General features: G+C 55.7%; 10 protein-coding genes. 7 read left to right on the top strand and 3 right to left on the bottom strand.

Features of this window, described 5'->3' with window-relative positions; genetic code table 11:
• The first annotated feature begins 6 nt into the window (after positions 1 to 6).
• On the top strand, positions 7 to 1134 hold the full coding sequence (locus tag ACYVHX_RS03485) for a mannonate dehydratase (protein WP_460670201.1): 1128 nt from the start codon (positions 7 to 9) through the stop codon (positions 1132 to 1134).
• Between the two features lie 90 nt (positions 1135 to 1224).
• Here the strand turns inward: ACYVHX_RS03485 and ACYVHX_RS03480 are convergent, their stop codons facing one another.
• Positions 1225 to 2451, bottom strand: coding sequence for an alpha/beta hydrolase family protein (locus ACYVHX_RS03480; protein WP_460670200.1), 1227 nt, complete (start codon positions 2449 to 2451; stop codon positions 1225 to 1227).
• A gap of 227 nt (positions 2452 to 2678) precedes the next feature.
• Between ACYVHX_RS03480 and ACYVHX_RS03475 the strand changes: the two genes are divergently transcribed.
• From ACYVHX_RS03475 to ACYVHX_RS03455, 5 genes are all read left to right on the top strand, one after another.
• Positions 2679 to 3011, top strand: coding sequence for a PadR family transcriptional regulator (locus ACYVHX_RS03475; protein WP_460670199.1), 333 nt, complete (start codon positions 2679 to 2681; stop codon positions 3009 to 3011).
• An 87-nt stretch (positions 3012 to 3098) separates the two neighbouring features.
• A complete protein-coding gene (locus tag ACYVHX_RS03470) occupies positions 3099 to 5705 on the top strand; it encodes an ABC transporter permease (RefSeq protein WP_460670198.1) in 2607 nt (868 codons plus the stop codon).
• Between the two features lie 94 nt (positions 5706 to 5799).
• The gene (locus tag ACYVHX_RS03465) at positions 5800 to 8424 is read left to right on the top strand and encodes an ABC transporter permease (protein WP_460670197.1); all 2625 of its coding nucleotides are present in this window, start codon (positions 5800 to 5802) and stop codon (positions 8422 to 8424) included.
• 103 nt (positions 8425 to 8527) lie between these two features.
• Positions 8528 to 11167: an ABC transporter permease gene (locus ACYVHX_RS03460; protein WP_460670196.1), complete on the top strand. Its 2640-nt coding sequence runs from the start codon at positions 8528 to 8530 to the stop codon at positions 11165 to 11167.
• A gap of 80 nt (positions 11168 to 11247) precedes the next feature.
• Complete coding sequence (locus tag ACYVHX_RS03455) at positions 11248 to 13875, top strand: ABC transporter permease (RefSeq protein ID WP_460670195.1); 2628 nt, start codon at positions 11248 to 11250, stop codon at positions 13873 to 13875.
• 81 nt (positions 13876 to 13956) lie between these two features.
• On the opposite strand, the gene ACYVHX_RS03450 is transcribed toward ACYVHX_RS03455, so the two are convergent.
• Together ACYVHX_RS03450 and ACYVHX_RS03445 are read right to left on the bottom strand one after the other, a co-directional pair.
• Entirely contained in the window at positions 13957 to 14487 is a 531-nt protein-coding gene (locus ACYVHX_RS03450; protein WP_460670194.1) for a dihydrofolate reductase family protein, read from the bottom strand.
• 149 nt (positions 14488 to 14636) lie between these two features.
• Positions 14637 to 15434: a helix-turn-helix domain-containing protein gene (locus ACYVHX_RS03445; protein ID WP_460670193.1), complete on the bottom strand. Its 798-nt coding sequence runs from the start codon at positions 15432 to 15434 to the stop codon at positions 14637 to 14639.
• A gap of 206 nt (positions 15435 to 15640) precedes the next feature.
• Between ACYVHX_RS03445 and ACYVHX_RS03440 the strand changes: the two genes are divergently transcribed.
• Positions 15641 to 15979, top strand: coding sequence for a PadR family transcriptional regulator (locus ACYVHX_RS03440; RefSeq protein ID WP_460670192.1), 339 nt, complete (start codon positions 15641 to 15643; stop codon positions 15977 to 15979).
• Positions 15980 to 16074: the final 95 nt, after the last annotated feature.

The raw sequence follows: 16074 nt of genomic DNA, 5'->3' as shown, positions 1-16074 counted from the left end.
AGACAAATGGCAAACACCCGCAGATCCTTCCTCCGGAAAAGCACTTCACTGGCCGCCCTGACCGTAGGCGGTTTTCCTTCGGCGCAGGCTCGTGCGTCACCCGGTCCGGAAAAACCGGGTGTTCAATCCGCCGGTATCAAAGATGCCGGAATGCAGCTCTGCGAAGCTTATTTCTGGGGACTGGAGGAGCAAAAAATCGCCCTGACCAAACAGATGGACGTGTTCGGCGCGGTGGGCAGCATCAATCCGGGCATGGTGGGCCTCAGGGACGTGAAACCCTGGGAACTCAAAGCCGTGCAGGCCGTAAAAGAGGCCTGGGAGAAGGTTGGACTGAAACTGAGCGTGATTGAAGGTCCGCCCGCACTCGGCGAGAAAACCAAGCTGGGCCTGGAAGGACGCGATGAGGAAATCGCGAATTTCATCACCCTGATGAAAAACCTGACGCAAGTCGGGATTGACACCATCTGCTACAACTGGATGCCGGTGATTGGCTGGTACCGCACCCAGAACGACAAACCGGGTCGGGGTGGGGCGCTGGTAACGGCATTTGAGTACGAAGCGGTCAAAAACCTGCCGCCGACCCAGTACGGCACGGTGTCGCAGGAAACGCTCTGGAAAAACCTGACGTATTTTCTGAAAGCCGTGGTGCCGGAAGCCGAAAAAGTCGGCATGAAACTGGCGATGCACCCCGACGATCCGCAGGTGGACAGCCTGCGGGGCATTGGCCGGATTATGAACACCGTTGACGCCTTTAAACGACTGCTGGAAGTCTACCCGAGCCCGAGCAACGGCATTACGATGTGTCAGGGCAATTTTGCGCTGATGGGCACCGATATTCCGAGCCTGATCGACTACTTCGGGAAACGAAAGAAAATCCATTTTGTCCATTTCCGGAACGTGCGGGGTGACAAGTTTGCCTTCGAGGAAACCTTCCACGATGAGGGCATCATCGACATGTACCAGGCCATGAAAGCCTATTACGACATCGGTTTCAGAGGCCCCATCCGCCCGGACCACGTCCCGACGATGTTTGGCGACAGCAACCAGCACCCCGGCTACAGCACCATCGGCACGCTCTACGCGCTCGGTTACATGCGCGGTTTGATGGAAGCCGTAAGCAAGCGGAAAGCCTGAAGATAAGCGATGCGTTAGGAACGATGAACGATGAATAGGTACCGCGGAGTTACTGCGTCAGCCTATTCATCATTCCTAACGCATCGCTCATCATTTAAAAATAAACGGGCTGGAGGCTGAGACGTCCCGGTGGTCTTTCAGGTAGAAAAAACCGTATTTGAAGCCTTCTTTCGGGGTCGGGCTGGTGACGGTGCGGTTTTTTGGATCGATCGTCACTTTTTGCTTCGACCAGACGCGCTGCTCGTTGAGCGAGGTTGTATCGTTGGAATAATGGAATTCGGCGGTCAGCACCGAAACCGGCGACTGGTACGACAACCGGAGCGTTGAATCCTGCACCAAAACCGGGGCCACCTGCACCAGCGGCACGGCGTCGTTGAGCACACTCTCGAAAAAATACCGGATTTCGTGCGGAATCCAGCCCGCTTCGTGGCCGTGTTTCATGTCCGGAATCAGGCAGATCGTGCGTTTGTCGGCAGCAACCAGGCTGTACGTTTTGTGGTACGGAACGACGTTGTAAAACCGGTCGGTATTGCCATTGACAAACAAAAACCGGGCTTGCGCAAACGGCAGATACGTCGACGGATCGAAGAACTTCATCCACTTCCGGTGGCCCTCCGCCGAAAGCTGGCTGATCGGTTTTTTGAAGATATCGGATTCGTCGTAAAAACCGCAGCCGTACACCGGTGCGGCTGCCTTGAACCGGTTGTCGAGACTGCCCACCAGACAGGTCAGATAACCGCCCCAGCTAATGCCCGTCACCGCCGTGCGGGATGCGTCCACTTCGGGCCGGCTCAACAGCAGCGAGTGCGCCAGCAGGACGCTCGACACGGCCTGGTAGGTCCACATGTCTTTCAGCGGGGCTTTTTCCAGCTTGGCGAATTTATCGACATCGCCCTGATCGGGTCCGGCCTGCGCCAGTCGCTGCCTGTCGGGGCCTTTTCCGGCCAGATCCATCGCAATGGCGGCATAGCCGTCGGCGGCCCATTTTTCCACCCACTCCTGAAACGCTTTCCCGCCCCCGCCGTGAATCAGCACCACGCCCGGAAACCTCTGTTTTCCCGCCGGTTTTCCCCGAATCAGATCGGGATTGGAATAATAGGCAAAGACCTGCGTCGGTTTGCCCGCGTAATCGACGCTTCGGTAGAGCAGCGAGTGAACCGGGCCGGTTTGCGTCAGCCATTCGACCGACGGCGCTTTGCTTAGGGCCTTAACATCCCAGAGCAGCGAATCAACGTTGATGACACTGGCGTCAATGACCGGTACGGTTTTCTTTTGCGCAAAGCCTGCCGTGATACCGAGCAGGAAAAACAGGAGCATGGGTTTCATTTTCAGGAGCCAAAAAGGCGGTTCAGGAATCAAAAACAAAAGGGGAGAAGCCCGCCGAAATACTGTTCACGCCCGGTTTGCAACCTGTTCACAAGCGGACAAAAACTGTCCGAAATCGTACAACGGCTTGCGAAATACCCCGCTAAAAACCGCTCAGAGGGCGGTTTTTGGGACTTGGCAAGACATTTGATCAGCAAAACTAGAACTAATGAATCGCGATGAAAGGCAGTTACTTAGGGGAGTTTGAAGAAATCGTTCTGCTAACCGTGGCCGTCATGGAAGGCAAAGCATACGGCGTGGCGATTACGCACGAAATCATCGAGCAAACCGGGCGCCCGGTGCGGCTGAACCAGATTCATTCGGCCCTGGAACGGCTGGAGGAGAAGGGGATGCTGAAGTCGGAAATGGGCGAGCCCACGGCCGAGCGCGGTGGTCGGCGGAAGCGGTTGTTTCGCGTCACGGCCTATGGTCGGCGGACGCTGGAGGAAATTCAGGAAGTCCGCGTCAGTTTCTGGAGCCGCCTGCTGCACCCGTTCAAACCGGCTTTGTAAGAATGCCGAATGATAAACGATGGACGATGCATTCCTGCCAACTCTTACCACCCTGTTATACTGACGCTTCATTCATCACGCTTAACTATGAAACCGCCCCGCTTCGCTGATCGCTTACTTGAACTCTTCTGCGCGCCCGAGCGGCTGGAGGAGGTGCTGGGCGATTTGCACGAAGAGTTTGTCTACCAGCTTCGGCAGGGGGGCGAACGGCGGGCCAGAAGGCAGTATTGGCGGGCCGTGTTCGGCTTCATGAAACCCTTCGCCATCAAACGAAAACCGCAGTATCCAACAACAGACTCCATGAACCCAACCATGATCGGTAACTATTTCAAAATCGCCCGCCGGAATCTGATCCGCAACAAAGCTTTTTCGGCCATCAACATTCTGGGGCTGGCGCTGGGACTGGCCTGTAGCCTGCTGATTCTGTTGTGGGTGCAGGACGAACGCAGCGTCGACGGTTTTCACGCCAACGGCCCGCACCTGTACCAGATTTACGAACGCTCGTATTATGACGGCAAAGTGGAGGCTGCCTATTTCACGCAGGGCCTGCTGGCCGACGAACTCAAGCGCGTGATTCCCGAAATTCAGTACGCCAGCGCCCTGGAGTGGGTCCGGCCGGCCACGTTTACCGTGGGTGACAAGGTAAACAAAATGGCGGGAACCCAGGCCGGAGAAGACTTTTTCAGGATGTTCAGTTATCCGCTGCTGGCCGGAACGGCCGAAACCGCCCTGACCGTTCCGAACGGCATCGCCATTTCCCGCACCATGGCCGAGCAGTTTTTCGGTAGTCCGGAACAGGCGCTGGGTAAAAGCGTTCGGCACGAAAACCGCAGTAACCTGACGGTCAGCGCCGTTTTTGAAAATTTACCGGCCAATTCGTCGCACCAGTTCGATTTTCTGACGCCCTGGAGCGATTTTGTCAAGGAAAACGAGTGGACGAAACGCTGGGGAAACACGGACCCGCTGACGATGGTGCAACTGCGCGCCGACCGCAACGGCAATCCGATTGACCCGGCGAAGGTCGAAGCCAAAATCAAGGATTTTATTTACCGGTACACCGACAAAACACCCGGTTTACGGATGGAACTGGCCTTGCAGCCCTATCCCGAAAAATACCTGCACTCGACTTTTAAAAACGGTCAGCTCGACGGCGGACGCATCGAATACGTGCGGCTTTTTAGCCTCGTGGCGGTTTTTATCCTCTTGATTGCCTGCATCAATTTCATGAATCTGGCCACGGCCCGCTCGCAGAAACGGGCGAAGGAGGTGGGTGTGCGGAAGGTGGTTGGGGCGGCCCGGCTGGCGTTGATGGGGCAGTTTCTGAGCGAAGCCGTTCTGCTCACGTTTTTCGCCATCGTCATTGCGCTGGGGCTGGTTGGTCTGCTCTTGCCGGCCTTTAATGAACTGACCGGCAAGCAACTGGCTCTGCCGTTTACGGAGCCGGTTTTTGGGCTGAGTCTGGTCGGCCTGCTGCTGCTGACCGGTTTTGTCGCCGGCAGTTACCCCGCGCTGTTTCTCTCGTCGCTCCATCCGATCCGGGTTTTGAGAGGATCGCTGCGGTTTAGCGGAGGGGCTACGGTTTTCCGGAAAGGGCTGGTCGTGTTTCAGTTTTCATTGTCGATCATGCTGATGGTGGGCATGATTGTGATTTACCGCCAGATGAATTATTTCCAGTCGAAAAACCTGGGGTTTGACCGGCAAAATCTGGTGTACGTTCCGCTGGAAGGCGATCTGCTCAATAAATATGATCTGTTTAAGGAACAGGCCGGGAAGCTGGACGGGATTGCCACCATTTCCCGCATGGAAGAAGCGCCGACGGGTCTGGGTCACCACATCAACGATGTGAAATGGACGGGCAAAGATCCGAACCTGATCACGTCCTTTTCCAATACGTCGGTTGGCTATGATTTTGTGAAAACGCTGAATCTGAGTCTGGTAGCCGGTCGGGACTTCTCGGATGCCTACGGAACCGATACGGTCAATTACATCATCAACGAAACGGCCGCGAAAAAAATCGGCTACCGGCATCCCGTCGGCCAGCCGTTGAGCTGGGGAAACCGCCAGGGCACCATTGTGGGCGTACTGAAAGATTTTCACTTCAATTCGATGCGGCAAACCATCGAACCGCTGATTATCCGGCTCCGGAAAAGCCCCCGCTGGGGCACCATTCTGGTCAGGACCGAAGCGGGCAAAACCCGGGAAGCGCTGGCGAGTCTGGAGAAAGTCTCCAGGGAACTGAATCCCAACTTCCCGTTTAGCTACCAGTTTTCGGATCAGGAATACACAAAGCTGTACCGCAGCGAGCAGGTCGTCAGTCAGTTGTCCAACTCTTTTGCCTTTCTGGCCATTTTCATTTCGTGCCTGGGCCTGTTCGGGCTGGCGGCTTTTACGGCCGAGCAGCGCACGAAAGAAATTGGCGTCCGCAAGGTGTTAGGTGCCTCCGTATCCAGCATCGTGGCGTTGCTTTCGGGCAATTTCCTGAAACCGGTCGCCATCGCCATGTTGATCGCCTTTCCCACGGCCTGGTACGCCATGAACCAGTGGCTGGACGGGTTTGCGTATCAAATCGAGATGGAGTGGTGGATGCTGGCCGGAGCGGGTTTGCTGACGGTTTTGATTGCCCTGCTGACGGTAAGTTTCCAGAGCATCAAAGCCGCCTTGATGAATCCGGTGAAGAGTTTAAAAACGGAGTAAAGGAGAAAGGGAGGAAGGGATGAATGGAAAAAAAAGAAACTTCCTCCCTTTCTCCTTTACTTCCTTCCTCCTTTCCTCCCTTCATTCCTTTTTTATGAAACCGCCCCGCTTCGCTGACCGCCTTCTGCAACTTTTCTGCTCGCCCGAGCGGCTGGAGGAGGTGCTGGGCGATTTGCACGAGGAGTTTCAACACCAGGTTCGGCGGGTGGGCCAACGGCGGGCGCGACTGCGCTATTGGCAAGAGGTGCTGGGCTTTTTTAAACCCCGGTTTGGGCCTAAACGACACTTAAAAAGACACGCGAAAAGTAATCAGGTAAACCCGCTTATGATCCAAAGTTATTTAAAAATCGCCTGGCGAAATGTGGCTAAAAACCAGACCTACGCCTTGATTAACGTCACCGGCTTAGCCCTGGGCATTGGCGCTGCCCTGTTGATTTTTGCCCTGGTGCGGTACCATTACTCGATTGATAAACACCATCAGAAACAGGATCGCATCTACCGGGTAACCACACAGTTTGTCACGCCCGAGGGCCATTTTGATATAGCCGGTGTTCCTTATCCGCTGGGAAGGGCGCTCCGGAACGACCATCCCGACATCGAAGCAATAGCGATGATTGATCAGTACCGGGATCCGCTGGTCACCATACCGGAGCAGGGGAAAGCGGACCGGAAGTTTAAAGAGGCTCACCAGTTGGGGGCTTTCGTTCAGCCGGCTTTTTTCAGAATTTTTGATTATCGGTGGGTTGTGGGCGACCCCGCTGAACTGACGCAGCCGAACACCGTGGTCATCAGCGCCGAAAATGCCACCAGGTATTTCGGTACAACGCAGGTAATTGGCAAACTGATCCGGCTCAATGCGCGGCTGGACGTCCGGATTGTGGGTGTTTTTGAGAATTACCGGGATAATACCGATTTCGCTTTCCCGATTATGGCTTCTTGGGCCAGTTTGAAGGCGTTTCACGGGCATTCGTTGCCCGAAGATTTCGACGGCATCAACGGCGACACCCAGTGTTTTGTGAGCCTGGATCATCGGTTCACCAAAGCCGACTGGGACCGGCAGATGCTGGCTTTTGTCCGGAAGTATAAACCGCATGGCGTCAAGGACACCCGGTTTTTGATGCAGCCCCTGCACGCCATACACTTTTCAACCGATACCGGCGGAGTCAGCCAGGGACTGATCTGGTCGCTGTTTGCCATTGGTGTTTTTCTGATCCTGACGGCCAGCATCAATTTTGTCAATCTGGCCACAGCCCAGGCGCTGAATCGATCCCGGGAGGTGGGCGTTCGGAAGGTGCTGGGCAGCACCCGGGGCCAGTTATTCTGGCAATTCATTGGGGAAACCGCTTTGCTGACCCTGGTGGCCACGCTACTCGCCCTGCTGTTTTTTCAAATCGGCCAGCAATTCGCGCAGGAAAAGTTACACGGCGCTTTTCGGTTTACGTTCTACTATGATGCCTCCGTCCTGGGCTGGCTGGCCCTGATTGTGACCGGGGTTATTTTCCTGTCCGGACTGTATCCGGCGCTGGTGCTGGCGGGCTTCAAACCGGCCCTGGCGCTGGCGGGCCGAATCACCACGCAGCAGGTAGGCGGTTTTTCCATTCGCCGGAGTCTGGTTATCACCCAGTTCGCTATTTCCCAGATGCTGATTGTCGGTATGGTGGTCGTAGCCAGTCAGTTGCAATACATCCAGACGAAAGACCTGGGTTTTCGTCAGCAGGCGATTCTTACGGTTGCGCTTCCCGATTTGCCCCAGCAGGATATCGATAAAATGAACCGGTTCAGGCAGCAGGCGCTGGCCATTCCGGAGGTGAAAAAGGTGAGCTATTCCGTCAGCGGGCCGCCCCAGTCGGGCTGGATCAGTCAGACGATGATCAAATTCGATACCCGTCCCGAACCCGAAAAGTTTGCCACCCAGCAACGGTTTATCGATGCCAGTTTTGTGGATGTGTACGGATTAAAACTGGTGGCGGGTCGTAACCTGCAACCCGCCGACACGTCGCGGGAAGTGCTGGTCAACGAAGCTTTTGTCAAGGCGCTGGGGGTGCGTGATCCGGCCCAGGTGTTGGGCAAGCTGATTCACAACGGACGTGGGCTCGAAATTGTGGGCGTGCTGAGAAACTTCAACGTGAACAACCTGCGAAATGACATTGCCCCCCTGTTCATGACCACCCGGGCAACCAGCTATCATTACGCGAACCTGGAACTGCACAGCGGAAATTTCGGGCGCGTGATTCGCCAGCTGGAAACGAACTACAACCAGATTTACCCGGAGAGCTACTTTTCCGCCCAATTTGTTGACGAACAATTGCAGCAGGACTATGTCCAGGAGCAAACGATGGCAAAGCTGGTCAACTTCTTTGCCGGTATTGCCATCGTCATCGGCTGCCTGGGCCTGTACGGGCTGGTGTTGTTTATGGCGACTCAAAAAACCAAAGAAATTGGCGTTCGGAAAGTGCTGGGGGCCAGCATTCATCAGATTTTGTGGCTGTTTGGCAAAGAATTTACCCGCCTGATCGTCGTGGCTTTTGTAATTGCGACACCGGTTTCCTGGTGGGTGATGAGCCATTGGTTGCAGGAATTTGTCTACCGCATTGAAATTGGCCCCGGCATTTTTGCAGTAGCCCTGCTGGCGACGGTCATCGTGGCGGCCGCGACGGTAAGTTTCCAGAGCATCCGGGCGGCTTTGATGAATCCGGTCAAATCCCTGCGCTCGGAATGAGGGCGAAGAATGATGAATGATATTACGATGAATGATGAATTAAACTCGCAAAAGCCCACCTGTTAACGGTCATTTCCACCACATTTATCATTCATTATTGACAATGACTCCGCCCCGTTTCGCCGACTGTCTTTTAAAATTTTTCTGCGCTTCGGACCGGCTGGAGGAGGTGCAGGGTGATTTGCACGAGGAATTTCAGTATCAGCTCCGGCGGGTGGGCCAACGGCGGGCCCGGTTCCGGTATTGGCGCGATGTGCTGGGATTTTTCAGGCCGTTTGCCACCAAAACAAAATCAAGGGATAATCCAAAAACCGTACCGTTCGATATGTTCCAGAATTATTTCAAGATCGCCTGGCGGAATCTCTGGCGAAAAAAAGGCTTTTCGGCCATCAACATTGTTGGTCTGGCCATTGGTCTGGCAACCTGTCTGCTCATTGTCCTGTTTGTGCAGCATGAACTGAGCTACGACCGTTACAACACGAAAGCCGACCGGATTTTTCGCATGACCATGCACGGGACCATGGGCGGCAAGGAAGTCAATATGGCCTACGCACCTTCGCCCGCCGGACCCGCCATGCAGCACGATTATCCGGGCGTTGAATCCTTTACGCGGCTGGAAGAACAGGGCACGTTTGTGGTCAGATACGGCAAGGAACGGTTTAAGGAAGAACGGGTTGCCTTTGCCGATTCTACCTTTTTCGAGATTTTCTCGATTCCGCTGCTGAAAGGAGACAGGAAGACGGTTTTGGCCGAACCCAAAACCGTGGTGCTGACCGAATCAACCGCCCGGAAATATTTTGGTGGTCAGAATCCCGTTGGCAAAAGCCTGACGCTGGGCGACCAGGGCCTGTTCCGGGTGACGGGTGTTTGCCAGGACGTGCCGTCCAACTCGCATTTTCACTACGACTTTTTTGGCTCTTACCGCTCCCTTCGTTCGGGCGAGAAGTGGCTGTCCAGCGGGGCCAACACCTACCTGTTGCTGCGGAAAGGCTATTCGATAGAGAGCCTGACGGCCCAGATTCCGCAAATTGTCCGGAAGTATGTCGGCCCCGAAGTGCAGGAGTTTCTGGGAATGAGCTACGATGAATACGTCCGCAAAGGCGACCGACTTGGGTTTCAGTTCCAGCCCATTACCGCTATTCACCTGGGGTCGAACTGGGAGGGCGAGTTGGAACCGAACAGCGACGTGAAATACGTTTATATTTTCTCGGCTATTGCGGTTTTTATCTTGCTGCTGGCCTGCATCAATTTCATGAATCTAAGCACGGCGGGGTCGGCCAACCGCGCCAAGGAGGTCGGCATTCGCAAGGTGCTGGGGTCGGTGCAGCAACAGTTGATCCGTCAGTTTCTGTCCGAATCGGTCTTGATCACCTTTCTGGCGCTGCTGGTGGCCTGCGGACTGGTGGTCGCTGTGCTGCCGAGTTTCAATCAACTGGCTGACAAAGATTTCAGTCTTAGTACGTTGTTAAACACGCGGATGATCGCCTACACACTGGCGGGCTGCCTGCTGGTGGGCTTGCTGGCCGGAAGCTATCCGGCGTTTTTTCTGGCATCGTTTCGCCCGGTCAGTGTGCTGAAAGGACGGTTGCAGGGCGGAATGCGGAGTGGCTGGCTACGAAACACGCTGGTTACCATTCAGTTTGTGGTGTCCATCGGCATGATTATTAGCACGCTGGTCGTTTATCAGCAACTCCGGTTTATCCAGAGCAAAAAAGTCGGTTTTGACAAAGAACAGGTCTTGATTCTGCACGATACGTACGTGCTGGGCGACAAGCTGGCTGCGTTTAAGAAGGAGCTGGAAAAACAAGCACAGATTGTCAGCGCAAGCTCGGCGGGTTATCTACCGGCGGGGAATTCAAACCAGGGCGTCGACGGTTTTCGGGATATAAATGCTCCCGCCGAACGAACGCCCTTCCGGTTGAAAACCTACCGGATCGACGATCAATATCTGCCGACGCTGGGGATTCGGGTGGCACTGGGCCGCAACTTCTCCAAAGCATTTTCGGGCGACAGCGCGGCTGTGCTCGTCAACGAAGCCGCCGTCCGGCAGTTTGGCTGGAAAAATCCGATTGGGCAGCGCGTCGCAACCGTCGGCAACGGCAGTCCGGAAGACCGACATACCTACACGGTTGTCGGAGTCACCCGCAACTTTCATTTCGAGTCGCTGCACCAGCACATTGCGCCCCTGATTATGCTCTACGGCGGAGATCACTACCAGATGGCCCTGCGAATCCGGACGGACAACCTACCAGCCTTGCTTCACAACCTGGAAAAGACCTGGAAAGCCGAAACCGACAACCCGTTTTCGTATTCGTTCCTCAACGAGCGGTTTAACAAAATGTACCAGTCGGAGCAGCGAATCGGGGAGTTGTTCGGCATTTTTGCGGGGCTGGCCGTTGTCATCGCCTGTCTGGGCTTGTTCGGCCTGGCGGCTTTCACCACGCTTCAGCGGACGAAGGAAATCGGCGTCCGCAAGGTCTTAGGCGCGTCGGTTGCCAGCATTGTGGCGCTGCTTTCCAAAGATTTTCTGCGGTTGGTGTTGGTTGCCATTGTCATTGCTACACCCCTGGGCTGGTATGCAATGGACCAATGGCTGGCGGATTTTGCCTACCGGGTCGATCTCGCCTGGTGGATCTTTGCGCTGGCCGGTTTGCTGGCGGTGGGCATTGCCCTGCTGACGGTGAGCTATCAAAGCATCAAAGCCGCGCTGGTGAATCCGGTGAAGAGTTTAAAAACGGAGTAAAGGAGAAAGGGAGGAAGGGATGAATGGAAGAAAAAAAGAAACTTCCTCCCTTTCTCCTTTACTTCCTTCATTCCTTTTTTATGAAACCGCCCCGCTTCGCCGACCGTATCCTCCAACTCTTCTGCTCGTCCGAGCGGCTGGAGGAGGTGCAGGGTGATTTGCACGAAGAGTTTGCCTGGCAAGTCCGGCGGGTGGGTGAAAACCGGGCCCGAATTCGCTACTGGTGGGATGTGTTGGGCTTTTTAAAACCGTTTGCCGGAAAACGTAAAATCGGTGCTGATCCGTTTCGTTCTACCCCTAACCCAATTATGCTACGCAATTACTTTAAAATTTCGCTGCGAAACCTGTGGCGAAACCGGCTTTCGAGCGCGGTCAGTACGGTCGGTCTGGCGATTGGACTGGCCAGTGGCTTGCTGATTTTTCTGCTGGTAAACTGGTTGTTCAGTTTTGACCGCTACCACGCCAAAGCCGACCGGACCTACTGGGTTGTGACGGACCTCCGACACGAGCAGGTGATCCCGAGCGACGCGACGCCCCGGCCCCTGGCCGAGGTTCTGCGCCGGCATTATCCGTTCGTGGAAAGCGCCGTTCGGATCGAGCTGGCGTTCGGGAAAATCATCAGAATACCGGACGGACGGGGCGGTTTGGCCAAAAAGTTTGAAGAGTCGCGCAACGTCGGTTTTGTTGAACCCGAGTTTTTCGATGTTTTTGACGTGGACTGGGTCAAAGGAAATCCGAAAACCGCCCTGTCCGCGCCGAACACCGTGGTGTTGTCGGAGCGTTACGCCCGGAACTATTTTGACGGTGCCGACCCGGTCGGGAAAACCGTACGGCTGGATAACCAGACTAATCTGACGGTGACGGGCGTCATCCGGAACCCGCCATCCAATACGAAGCTCCCGATGGAGGTGCTAATTTCGTACCGCACCCTGCCCGGTTTAGCGAACGACCCGGGTTTACTGCAACGCTGGGGCAGCCCGAGTGCGCTGTGCTTCGTGGCCCTTCGCGAAGGCGCCCCCGTCGAGCGGCTCACCAGCGCCTTTCCCGCCATTCGCCGGACGTATCTGACGGCCCCGGATGCGAAGCTGCTTGATTTTAAAGCCCTTCCGCTCAGCGACCTGAATCATAATCCGCAATACGGCGGTCATGCTCCGCGCCCCATCCTGTACGCCATGATCATCGTGGGCGTGTTTCTGGTGGTGGCATCCTGCATCAATTTCATCAACGTTGCCACGGCCCGGGCCATCCAGCGATCCAAAGAAGTGGGCGTCCGGAAGGCCATCGGCAGTACCCGGCGTCAGCTGATCGGGCAGTTTCTGACCGAAACCGCCCTGCTGGTGCTGGCCGCCGTGCTTGTCGCGCTGGGACTGGTTCAACTCAATTTGCCGTTGCTCAACGACGCGCTGGCCGTGTTGCACGCGGATCTTTCGGTCCTGAACGTGTTTCGCCCCGATTCGCTGCTGTGGTTTGGCGGGCTGGTCGTGGCGGTTATTCTGCTGGCCGGTTTTTACCCGTCCGTCGTCTTGTCGCGCTTCAATCCGGTGGCGGCTTTGCGCGGGCGACTGACGACGCAGCAGGTGGGCGGGGTGTCGGTTCGGCGCGGCCTGGTGGTGGTGCAGTTTTTCATCACCCAGCTTTTTGTGATTGGCGCCATCGTCATGACGCGGCAGGTGCGTCATATGCAACAGGCCGATCTGGGTTTCAATAAAGAGTCGGTGTTGACGGTTCCGGTGCCGACCACCAGTTTTTCCCGGCAACAAACGCTGCGCGAGCAGTTGGGGCAGATTCCGGGCGTTGAGCAGGTGGCGCTGGCGGGCGATCCACCGGCTTCGCACCGCCGACCGCCGGTTCCGTTTACGTTCGACCGCCGGACCGCACCGGAGAAGTTTCCGGTGAGTGTGAAGATGGGCGACAAAGCCTATGTTCCGCTGTTCGGACTGACGCTGGTGGCCGGGCGGAATTTGCGGTCCAACGACTCGACGAGCCACGAAGCGCTGGTGAACCAGGCCATGGTCAAACAACTGGGGTTGCGGACTCCCACCGACATTCTGGGCAAACGCCTGACGGTTTTTGGCACCGAAAAGACCGTGGTGGGCGTGATGAATGATTTTCAACTGGGCGAAGCGCAGGGCAGCATTCCGCCAACGGCCCTGCTCAATCTCCACCCGAGCCTGGCCATTGCGGCCCTGAAAGTAGCCCCCGGTAATTTGCCCGCGACGGTTCAGGCGGTTGAGAAGGTTTGGAACGGGCAGTTTCCGGAGAACGTCTTTAAGGCGGTTTTTGTGGACGATCTGGTCAATCAGTTTTACCTCACCGAACGGATTTTGCTGGGGCTGATTCAGGCGTTTTCGCTGATTGCCATGCTGATCGGTTGCCTGGGAATTTACGGCTTGGTGGCGTTTATGGCCGAGTCGAAAACCAAGGAAATCGGCGTTCGGAAAGTGCTCGGTGCCACCCGCGCCCAGCTTCTCTGGCTGTTTGGCCGGGAGTTTGGCAAACTGATGGCAGTCGGTTTTCTGGTGGCGGCTCCGCTCGGCGGGTGGCTGATGACCGGCTGGCTACAGCGGTACGAATACCGCATTGATCTGGACTGGTGGATTTTTGCCCTGGCCTTCCTGCTGACGGCCGGAATCACCCTGCTCACGGTTTCGTACGAATCCATCAAAGCCGCCCTCACCAATCCCGTTGTCTCGCTGCGCTCGGAATGAAGGAATTTAGAATGATGAGTGATGAACGATGAATGCGTCAGCCAATTCATTCATCGTCCATCATTCATCGCTCATCGTTTATCACTCACCACTCCCCACGCGGTAGGTTAGCGAGACCAGCCCGGTTTCGTACGGTTTTGTTTCCAGCAGGCTCAGGTTGATGCGGTTTTTGAGATTGGCGAACAAGGGTTTACCCGCGCCCAGCACCAGCGGGTGAACGGCCAGAAAGAGTTCATCAACCAGCCCTTCGTTCAAAAGGGCGTTCGTGAGGTCGGCCCCGCCGAAAAGCCAGATATCTTTGCCGGGTTGATTTTTGAGGGCGGTCACCTGCGTTTTGAGATCGCCACGAATGAGTTCTTCGTTGTCGCCAACTTCCTTCAGAGTCGTTGAAAAAACGTATTTTTTGTAGGCCGCAAACGGATTGCTGCCGGCCAGCTCGTTCGGGCTGTTCAGGACAGTGTAGCTTTTCCGCCCGACGAACAGGGCATCGATTCGCTCCAGAAAAGCTGTCAAGCCATAATCCTGATCGGTAAAACACCAGTCATACTCGCCATTGGGCCCTTCGATGTAGCCGTCGAGACTGACGGCCACGCATAAAATTACCTTGCGCATGGTTAAAAATGGTTTGGATGGTTGAAATGGCTGGATGGTTAGAAATGGCTGAATAAATTATAAAATCATTTAACCATTCCAACCACCTCAACCCATTCAGGACCCAAAATTGCGAAGGGAAAAACCGGCATAATTGTAGAAATCGGACATCAGCACAGAACGTGATTACTGGCCAGCAGTTGGCTCGGCGTCAGGCCGGTGTAATCGCGACAGGCGTGAATGAAGTGAGACTGGTCGTAGTAACCGCTTTCGTGGGCAATTTCGGTCAGGCTCAGGCGGGGGTGTTTTTTGACGTGTTTCAGGGCATTCAGAAAAACCGTCATGCGGGCAAATTCTTTGGGGGACAGTCCAATGCGCTGATTGAACCGCCGGATCAGTTGCCGGCTGCTGAGGCCGGTGCGGTCGGCCAGGGTTTCCACCGAAAGCAGGCCCTGCGCCTGCCGGATCTGGCGCAGGCAAAAATCAACCCCCGGATCGCGGCTGTTGAGGTGCTGAAGCTGCGCAATCAGGTGCTGCTGAATCAGGTGCACCCGCTGATCGGCGGTTGGGGCCGTTTCGACGCGTTCCTGCATCGGGTGGTTCCAGTCTTCCCACAACTCGCCCAGATCGATGAGCTGGTTGGCGAGGTTGTGCATGGGCACCGGAAAAAACCGGTAGGCCTGGCCTTCCGCGAAGCAGACCGACACGAACCGCACCGGCCCCGCTGTCCAGACATCCATGAAGTGATTCAGGCGGGCGGTGATGAAGCTCCGACCGGACGAAGCCGCCCGGCCATTCGCCGAAACCACGCGCTGGGGCTCGCAAAAATTGACGAAAAGCTCCACGCAGGTATCGGGCAACACCCGAATTGGCGGAGGCAGCACCGCCGGCGCGTCCGTTTCCAGCGCGCAAATGGCTTTGACGAAGGGCTTCAGCCGTGGATCAATCGTGAAAAACCGGTAGGCCATACCGCAAAGATAACCATTTGCCGGCTGCCAAAATACCGCCCGATGGTCATTCCTCCGCAGTGTCCGTTTTGCGGACAGTTTATGTCCGATTCTGGACAGTTTCGCTTTCGTTTATTTTCAAAAAACCGCATTTGAACCGTAATCAGGCCCTTTTCTACGGGCTGGCACTGCATTTGTTCGGCATTATCGTATAAAATCAGGGCAGCATGAAAAGGGCTTTTTTGGGCGAGTTTGAAGAGGTCGTTTTGTTAACGGTTGCCGTGCTGGGCGAGAGCGCGTACGGGGTAACGGTTACGCAGGAGATCGAGCAGAAAACCGGGCGGGCGGTGGGCTTCAGCACCGTGCACACCACGCTGCAACGGCTGGAAGAAAAAGGCTATCTGTCGTCGAAAATGAGCGGGGCCACGGCCGAGCGCGGTGGTCGCCGGAAGCGGTTTTTTACGGTCACGGCCGCCGGTCGGAAAGCCCTGGTGGAAGTGAAAACGATCCGGGAGCAGTTGTGGGATGCGCTTCCCCCGCAAACTTTGCAATTGATGGGAGGGTGATTCGTAATCAACAAGAAGAAACGACTACTTAACAAGGATGGATCCGATTATGAACTCCTCATTCTGCATTCGAAGACGCGCTTATTCATTGTTTA

This window comes from Larkinella ripae, from assembly GCF_054780775.1.
This window is presented reverse-complemented; position numbering and strand designations above follow the sequence as displayed.

What these genes read in the sequence shown, in the direction of transcription:
- ACYVHX_RS03485 (WP_460670201.1), top strand. Translation starts at nt 7, where the DNA reads ATGGCAAACACCCGCAGATCCTTCCTCCGGAAAAGCACTTCACTGGCC.
- ACYVHX_RS03480 (WP_460670200.1), bottom strand. Translation starts at nt 2,451, where the DNA reads ATGCTCCTGTTTTTCCTGCTCGGTATCACGGCAGGCTTTGCGCAAAAG.
- ACYVHX_RS03475 (WP_460670199.1), top strand. Translation starts at nt 2,679, where the DNA reads ATGAAAGGCAGTTACTTAGGGGAGTTTGAAGAAATCGTTCTGCTAACC.
- ACYVHX_RS03470 (WP_460670198.1), top strand. Translation starts at nt 3,099, where the DNA reads ATGAAACCGCCCCGCTTCGCTGATCGCTTACTTGAACTCTTCTGCGCG.
- ACYVHX_RS03465 (WP_460670197.1), top strand. Translation starts at nt 5,800, where the DNA reads ATGAAACCGCCCCGCTTCGCTGACCGCCTTCTGCAACTTTTCTGCTCG.
- ACYVHX_RS03460 (WP_460670196.1), top strand. Translation starts at nt 8,528, where the DNA reads ATGACTCCGCCCCGTTTCGCCGACTGTCTTTTAAAATTTTTCTGCGCT.
- ACYVHX_RS03455 (WP_460670195.1), top strand. Translation starts at nt 11,248, where the DNA reads ATGAAACCGCCCCGCTTCGCCGACCGTATCCTCCAACTCTTCTGCTCG.
- ACYVHX_RS03450 (WP_460670194.1), bottom strand. Translation starts at nt 14,487, where the DNA reads ATGCGCAAGGTAATTTTATGCGTGGCCGTCAGTCTCGACGGCTACATC.
- ACYVHX_RS03445 (WP_460670193.1), bottom strand. Translation starts at nt 15,434, where the DNA reads ATGGCCTACCGGTTTTTCACGATTGATCCACGGCTGAAGCCCTTCGTC.
- ACYVHX_RS03440 (WP_460670192.1), top strand. Translation starts at nt 15,641, where the DNA reads ATGAAAAGGGCTTTTTTGGGCGAGTTTGAAGAGGTCGTTTTGTTAACG.